This window comes from Stenotrophomonas sp. 3diitr2024 (assembly GCF_042136455.1).
Classification (GTDB): domain Bacteria; phylum Pseudomonadota; class Gammaproteobacteria; order Xanthomonadales; family Xanthomonadaceae; genus Stenotrophomonas; species Stenotrophomonas sepilia.
The window spans coordinates 1-7,526 of sequence record NZ_JBHHMJ010000065.1; the positions used below are offsets into that span (position 1 = coordinate 1).

At 65.0% G+C, this 7,526-nt stretch carries 6 protein-coding genes; 3 read left to right on the forward strand and 3 right to left on the reverse strand.

Translation table 11 applies throughout. The features are described from left to right. The 3 genes from ABGA94_RS01385 to mtgA all read right to left on the reverse strand — a co-directional run. The coding region (locus ABGA94_RS01385) for a CBS domain-containing protein (RefSeq protein ID WP_375366173.1) at window positions 1–428 on the reverse strand (428 nt) is incomplete at its 3' end. Next, window positions 388–1,407, reverse strand: a complete 1,020-nt coding sequence (locus ABGA94_RS01390; protein ID WP_095379381.1) for a glycosyltransferase family 2 protein — start codon at window positions 1,405–1,407, stop codon at window positions 388–390. The genes ABGA94_RS01385 and ABGA94_RS01390, both read right to left, overlap by 41 nt. Before the next feature lie 61 nt (window positions 1,408–1,468). Beyond that, window positions 1,469–2,218 (reverse strand): monofunctional biosynthetic peptidoglycan transglycosylase, encoded by a 750-nt coding sequence (mtgA, locus tag ABGA94_RS01395; RefSeq protein WP_005418407.1) that lies wholly within the window; start codon window positions 2,216–2,218, stop codon window positions 1,469–1,471. 77 nt (window positions 2,219–2,295) lie between these two features. Here mtgA and ABGA94_RS01400 point away from each other — a divergent pair, with 77 nt between their 5' ends. From ABGA94_RS01400 to ABGA94_RS01410, 3 genes are all read left to right on the forward strand, one after another. Then, window positions 2,296–3,189 carry an Hsp33 family molecular chaperone HslO gene (locus ABGA94_RS01400; RefSeq protein WP_005418408.1) on the forward strand — a complete coding sequence of 298 codons (894 nt, stop codon included), beginning with the start codon at window positions 2,296–2,298 and terminating at the stop codon, window positions 3,187–3,189. A gap of 116 nt (window positions 3,190–3,305) precedes the next feature. Beyond that, the gene (locus tag ABGA94_RS01405; RefSeq protein WP_061478882.1) at window positions 3,306–4,154 is read left to right on the forward strand and encodes a hypothetical protein; all 849 of its coding nucleotides are present in this window, start codon (window positions 3,306–3,308) and stop codon (window positions 4,152–4,154) included. Window positions 4,155–4,528: 374 nt separating this feature from the next. Continuing rightward, window positions 4,529–7,411, forward strand: a complete 2,883-nt coding sequence (locus ABGA94_RS01410; protein ID WP_111129172.1) for a TonB-dependent receptor domain-containing protein — start codon at window positions 4,529–4,531, stop codon at window positions 7,409–7,411. The last annotated feature ends 115 nt before the right edge of the window (window positions 7,412–7,526 follow it).

A 7,526-nucleotide genomic window follows, 5' to 3' on the forward strand; every position in this document is an offset into this window, starting at 1 on the left:
CCGGCCGGTTGCCGCAGCGCTGCCCAGACGGTGCGCAGCTTGTCGCTGCGGGACTGCGTGTTGGCCTTCAGCCACGCCAGCGCTTTGACCAGCACCTGCGCGCCCTCCACGACCGGCAGATGGCGGATGCGATAATCGGTCACCAACTGCAGGCAATGCTCCACCTGCTCGCCCGGCGACACCGTCACCACCTGCGACGTCATGATCTCTGCCACCGCCGTATCGCGCGAAGAGCGATCACGCAACACGATCTTGCGCGCGTAATCACGCTCGGACAGGATTCCCACCAGCCGCGGGCCGTCCATCACCAGCACCGCACCGATGCCCTTTTCCGCCATCAACCGGATCGCATCGATCACCGCCGCATCCGGCGCGACCGCATGTACTTCAGGAGACTTGCCGTCCAACAGTTGCCGTACCGTGGTCATCTGCCTGCCCTCCCAGGGTGGGTTGCGGGACCGAGTCTGCCACGGACGATGCTAGCCAGGCGTCAACCAGGTACAACGGCCGCTGCTTGGACTCCTCGTACAGCCGCCCCAGGTACTCGCCGATCAGGCCAAGCGCGATCAGCTGCACGCCGCCCAGGAACAGGATCACCGCCATCATCGTCGGCCAACCCGCCACCCGGTCGCCATACAGCGCCGCCTTCACGATCACCCACAGGCCGAACAGGAAAGCGACGGCCGCGGTTGCCAGCCCGAGGTAGGTCGTCGCCCGCAACGGCACGGTCGAGAACCCGGTAATGCCTTCGAGGGCGAAATTCCACAGCCGCCACAGGCTGAACTTGCTGGTGCCGGCCACGCGCGCGTGGCGGTGGTAGGGCACGGCGATCCGCTTGAATCCCACCCAGCTGAAAAGCCCCTTCATGAAACGGTGGCGCTCGCGCATCCCGCGCAGGGCGTTCAGCGCGCGCGGTGACAGCAGGCGGAAGTCCCCGGTATCGGCCGGAATCGGTGTCCGCGAGAGGCGGCCCATCACCCGATAGAACATCGCTGCCGTGGCGCGCTTGATCCAGGCCTCGCCATCGCGGGCCATGCGCGTGCCGTAGACGTTGTCATGACCTTCGCGCCAGCGCGCGACGAACTCCGGCACCAGCTCCGGCGGGTCCTGGCCGTCGGCATCGAGGATCATCGCCGCACCCTCGTGCACCAGATCCAGGCCGGCGGTCAGCGCCGCTTCCTTGCCGAAGTTGCGCGACAGCTTCAGCGCCGATACGCGTGCATCGGCCTGGGCCAGCCCGGCGATCACTTCCCAGGTGCGGTCATGGCTGCCGTCGTCCACATAGAGGATGTGACCGTCGATGTCGGGCATGCCGTCGAGCACCGCGCACAGCCGTGGATGCAGCAGCGGCAGTGCCAGGGCCTCGTTGTAGGCGGCGATGACGAAGGTAAGCCGTTCGCGGGTCATGCCCGGATTGTACGTTGCCGGCACGCGCTCGGCCCGTCGTTCGCCAATTGCAGCGCCGGGCTCAGTCCTCCGACAGATAGGACGCACCACCCAGCTGGCGCGCCTGGCGTTGGATCCACGCGGCCCGCCGCTGCACATACGGCCCAGGCTTTGCCGCGTTGTAGCGACGCGGTGCCGGCAACACCGCGGCCAGGCGCGCGCTCTCGGCCGGGCTCAGCCGGGCAGCATCCTTGCCCCAGAATTTCTGCGCTGCCGCTTGCGCGCCATACACACCATCACCGAATTCGGCAATGTTGGCGTACATCTCCAGGATCCGCTCCTTTGGCCACAGCGCCTCGATCAACACCGTGTACCAGACTTCCAGGCCCTTGCGGATCCAGCTGCGGCCCTGCCACAGGAACAGGTTCTTGGCCACCTGCTGGCTGATCGTGCTTGCGCCGCGCAGGCGCCCGCCCCTGGCGTTGTGGTCGCGCGCCTTCTCGATGGCCTGCAGGTCGAAGCCGTTGTGGTCGGGGAAGCGCTGGTCTTCGGCCGCCACCAGCGAGATCGGCAGGCTCGGCGCCATCTGGTCGAGGTCGCGCCACTGGTAATGCAGCCGATAGGACCAGTCGGCCTCGCCCAGCGCCTCGCCATAGCGCCACAGCATCACCATGGACACCGGCGGGTCGATGAACCGCAACACCAGCACCTGCAGGCAGCTGAAGGCGGCCAGCAGCACCGGCAGCCACAGCAGCCGCTTCCAGCGCCAGCGTCGCCGGCGCGGCGCGGCCACCACCGCCTCTACCTTGTGCTGCTCTCCCGCTGCCCCCATTACTGGTGCATCCTTCTTCCGTCTGGTTGTCGGCGCATTATCCGGCAACCGCCCCCGTTTACGCGCGATGTGAGCCGATGACCGCCAATCCCGATTCCCTGATCCGTTTCCTGCTCCCCGACGCCGGCGTGCGTGGCGTGCATGTGCACCTGCAGGCCACCTGGCAGGAAATCCTGTCCCATGCCGCCTACCCGGACGCCGCTGCCGAACTGCTTGGCGAGGCCTGCGTCGCCTCGGCGCTGTTCACCGGCCACACCAAGATCGACGGGCGCCTGTCGGTGCAGTTGCGCAGCAGCACCGCGCTGCGCACCCTGTTCGCCGAATGCACCGCCGCCGGCACCCTGCGCGGTATCGCCCAGCTCAGCGAGGGTGGCGACGCACCGCGTGACCTGTCCCGCCTCGGCGATGACGCAATCCTCGCCATCACCATCGAGAACCCCGGCCTGGACCCGCGCGAGCCGCAGCGCTACCAGAGCCTGGTCGCGCTGACTGCGCCGGAACTGGACGAGGCCTTCGAGGACTACTTCCGCCAGTCGGAGCAGCTGCCGACCCGCCTGCTGCTGGCCGCCGACCGCAACGGTGCCGCCGGCCTGCTGCTGCAGAAGCTGCCGGGCGACGAAGGCGACGAGGATGGCTGGGCCCGCGCCAGCGCCCTGTTCGAAACCCTGGGCAAGGCCGAACTGCTGGCGACCCCGGCCGAGCAGCTGCTGCACCGCCTGTTCCACGAGGAGCGGCCGGAACTGCTGGGCGGCAAGCCGCTGTCCTTTGCCTGCTCCTGCTCGCGCGAGCGGGTGGCCGGCATGCTGCAGTCGCTGGGGGAAGAGGAGGCCCGCGCGGCCGCCGAGGCCACCGGCGCCGTCGAGGTGCGTTGCGAATTCTGCGGGCGTGAGTATCACTTTCCATTGACGGAGTTCGGCATACTGTTCCACGGCGCCCAGGGGGCTGTAGCGGCGCCTGAACGACTTCAGTAAACGGCAGTCTTGTACCTGGGGAGGATCAAGGCTTGTTAAGAATTCATAAACACCCTAGGATCGAGTTCCCGTCCCCACGGGAACTTCCGTTGTCCGTCCCTGTCTGAACTGGTCCGATGCGTACCTTCCTGCGTCTACCGCTGGCCCTGCTGATCGCCCTTGGCGCGATCACGGGCGTGCATGCGCAGAGCAAGGACACCCGCACCGTGTTGCCGGTATGGAACAAGGGCAGCGGCAAGGTCGAGGCGCTGCTGTACCTGGAGCCGACCGGCGAACAGGCAGCCGGCGCCCGCTGGCATTTCGGCCGCAATTCGCTGGACGCGGCCTTTGGCCTGTCCTCCGGCGATTCGCTGGGCCTGCTCTGCAACAGCAGCAGCGGCACCAGCATCAGCGGCCTGGCCAGCCATTGCATGCTGGCCAGCCTGGGCGACGAGGACGATCTGAACAGCCGTCGTTTCAGCGGTACCGCCGCGCTGAACCGCGGCAACAGCCGCCTGGGCATCACCGCCGGCACCGGCCGTGAAACCCTGCCCGCCTGGTTGTCGGGCCCGAACAAGACACCCTCGCTGCGCGCCGAGCAGAACGATCTGACCGTGTTCGCGCAGAAGAACATCGGCCGCGAAGGCTTCGTCTCCATCGCCGGTACCTACGCCAAGGCACGCCTGGTACCGCTGGCCGACGCTTCGCCGGCCATCGTCGATCGCTGGGACAGCAAGAGCCTGAGCATCGGTGCCGGTTACGGCAACTTCACCGGCAGCATCATCGGCCGCGTGGTCGACGTGCCGGGCAAGCCCGGCAAGTTCGAAGGCCTGGGCATCGGCCTGACCTGGCGTACTCCGTGGTCCGGCCAGCTGACCGTCGGCGCCGAGAACGTGATCAGCCGCGGCAAGAATCCGTTCTCCCCGCGCAACGAAAGCAACGACGACGGCACCGTGCCGTACGTGCGTTACGAACAGGATCTCTGATCCCCTCAGTCAGGTTCAGCAACGATATTCCCGAAGGCGCCGAAAGGCGCCTTTTTGCATCTGCGTGCCAGCCTCGCACTCGCATGAGCGGTATCGACCGCAGAGCGTATCGACATATTGGGATACATATCAGTCGAAACTTTTTTCATCATTCTGCGTTAACAAACGAGGCAGATCAGCATGACCATACCAGCAACCCGTTGATTGGGCTGGAAAAAGCGCTCTTTTACCAAAATCACAGACTTCATTAACACAGCTTTAATTCTTGGCGAACGCCCGTTACTATCGGGTCAGCCTCGCGATTTGGGAGCGCTTTTTCGCTCCCCCGCCGGGCACTAACCCCAGCCAAGATTTCTTGGAGAGAGAGAGAGCCAATGAAACTCAAGTCCAGCCAGCTGCGTGACGCAGTTGTGATCGCGCTTGTCGCCGGTGCCACCACCGCGACGGCCCACGCCCAGGAAGCGACCAACCTCGACCGCATCGAGGTCACCGGTTCGCGCATCCGTCAGGTCGATACCGAAACCGCCCAGCCGGTGTTGAGCCTGAGCCGCGCCACCATCGAAAAGAGCGGCTTCAAGACGGTTGCTGACGTGCTGCAGAACATTTCTGCCGCCGGCAGCCCGGCCATCAGCCGTTCCGAACCGCTGTCCTCTGGTGAAATGGTCGGCGGCTACTACATCGACCTGCGCAACCTGGGTGCACAGCGCACCCTGATCCTGGTCGACGGCAAGCGCCTCGGCGCCAGCGTCAGCGGTTATCAGGACGTGTCGCAGATCCCGTCGGCGATCGTCGAGCGCATCGACGTGCTGAAGGACGGTGCTTCCTCGGTGTACGGTTCCGATGCCATGGCCGGCGTGATCAACATCATCACCCGCAAGAATTTCGAAGGCCTGGAAGTCAACGCCTACACCGGGCAGTACAGTGAAGGCGACGGCCAAAAGCAGAGCGCCGATTTCGTTGCCGGCTTCACCGGCGATCGCGGCTCGATCACCATCGGTGCCGAGTACTCCAACGAAAAGGCGGTGTGGGCAAAGGATCGCTGGTTCTCCGAATCGTCGCGCACCAATCGCCATCCGACCGCCGGCTGGACCTCGGTCAGCCAGTGGGGCTCGGTGTTCGACCCGACCGATCCGGACGCACCGTCGCTCACCCTCAATCGCGGCGGCAATCCTTACAACGCGGCGGACTTCCACGAAACCGACCTGACCCCGATCACCGGTGACGTAAGCAACTCCAACCAGCAGATGCAGCTGCTGACCCCGACAAAGCGTCGCAGCGTATTCGCCAACCTGCAGTACGACCTTACCGACAATGTCCGTTTCAGCGGTGACCTGCTGTACACCCGCCGCGAATCGGAAGCGCAGGTGGCCGGTTACCCGCTGCAGTCCGAAGCCTACGCCAACCTCGGTTCCATCTGGTCGGCCAACAGCTACTACAACCCGTTCGGCCAGGATATGGCGTATGTCCGCCGTGGCTGGGAAGTGCCGCGCGTTTCCAACAACAAGCTGACGACGTTCCGCTTCAGCGGCGCGCTGCAGGGCTCGTTCCAGTTCAATGACAAGTACTTCGACTGGGAAGCCGGCTACCTCTACCAGAACTCCGAAAACAACCAGAGCCAGACCGGCAACTACAACGTCCTGGCTGCCAACGCCGCCACCGGGGCCTCGTTCTACAACCCGGCAACCGGCCGCGTGGAGTGCGGAACCGCAGCGGGCCTGGCTGCGGGCACCAACCCGGCCTACGGCCCCGGCGCCGGCGGCTGCATCCCGTGGAACCCGGCCATTCCGTTCGGCCGCACCGGTGATGGCGGCTTGACCGGCAATCCGGACCTGCAGCAGTTCCTGTTCCCGACGACGCACAACGTCGGCGAAACCACGATGACGTCCTACTACGCCAACATTGCGGGTAGCATCCTGACCCTGCCGGCAGGCGACCTGGGCTTCGCACTGGGTTACGAGTACCGCGAGGAGAAGGGCAACTTCAATCCGGACGCGCTGTCGCAGTCGGGTTACTCCACCGACCTGGCGGCTGGCCCGACCGGCGGCAAGTACGACGTCAATGAAGTGTACCTGGAGCTGAACGTACCGATCCTGGCCGACCTGCCCGGTGCCAAGGAACTGAGCCTGAGCGCAGCCACCCGCTTCTCCGACTTCAGCACCTTCGGCAACACGACCAACAGCAAGTTCGGCCTGAAGTGGCGCCCGATCGATCAGCTGCTGGTTCGTGCGACCTACTCCGAAGGCTTCCGCGCGCCGACCATCGCCGACCTGTACGGCGGCAGCTCGCAGTCCTTCGAGTACTTCACCGATCCGTGCGATACCTCGTTCGGTCTGGCCGCAACCGATGCCGCCACGGCCCAGCGATGCGCTGCCGCCCTGGGCGCCCTGGCCCCGAACTTCCGCCAGCTGAAGCAGGGTTACGTCCCGGCGGAAGGCCCGGATGAGCAGAGCCCGGTGCCGTTCACCTCCGGCTCCAATCCGAACCTGACTCCGGAAACGTCCAAGTCCAAGACCGTTGGCCTGGTCTGGAGCCCGACCTTCGCCCCGGGCCTGAACCTGAGCCTGGACTGGTTCAACATCAAGATCGAGAACACGATCGTTTCCGATACCCCGACGGATCAGCTGAACGACTGCTACGTTCTGGGCATTGCTGAGCGCTGCAGCACCTTCACCCGTGACGCCACGCTCGGCTACGTCAACAACCTGACCTACGGCAGCCGCAATGCCGGCTTCATCGAAACCGAAGGCTTCGACTTCGATGCAAGCTACCGCTATGCGACCGACACCTGGGGCAGCTTCAACTTCAACCTGCAGAACACCTACGTCACCAAGAACGTTCTGAAGACGGCCAATGATGACTCCCCGGTGCAGATCTACAATGGCTTCGGCAGCAACTTCCGCCTGCGTTCGAACCTGACCGTTGGCTGGGAATTCGGCGACTTCGGCATCACCTGGGGCACCCGCTACTTCTCCAGCGTGAAGGAGCGTTGCTACTACGCCACCGAGTGCTCGCTGCCTGACTACGGCTCGCCGGATCCGGCTCGCAACCAGGCGCAGAACAAGCGCGGCGCCACCACCTTCCACGACGTCCAGTTCTCCTGGAACGCGCCGTGGAATGCGACCATCGCGGTCGGTGCGCGCAATGTGTTCGACCACTACGGCCCGCAGATGTACTCGGCGCCGAACTCGCAGTACTCCTACTACGGCGGCTACGACATCGGTCGCCTGATCTACATGCAGTACAAGCAGAAGTTCTGATCGGGAACCTGATCAGCTGATGCAGCAACGGCCCCGAAAGGGGCCGTTGTTCTTTGTGCGCCATGGACGGGCGCTGGCCAGCGCACAACAAAAAAGGCCGCAGCATCGCTGCGGC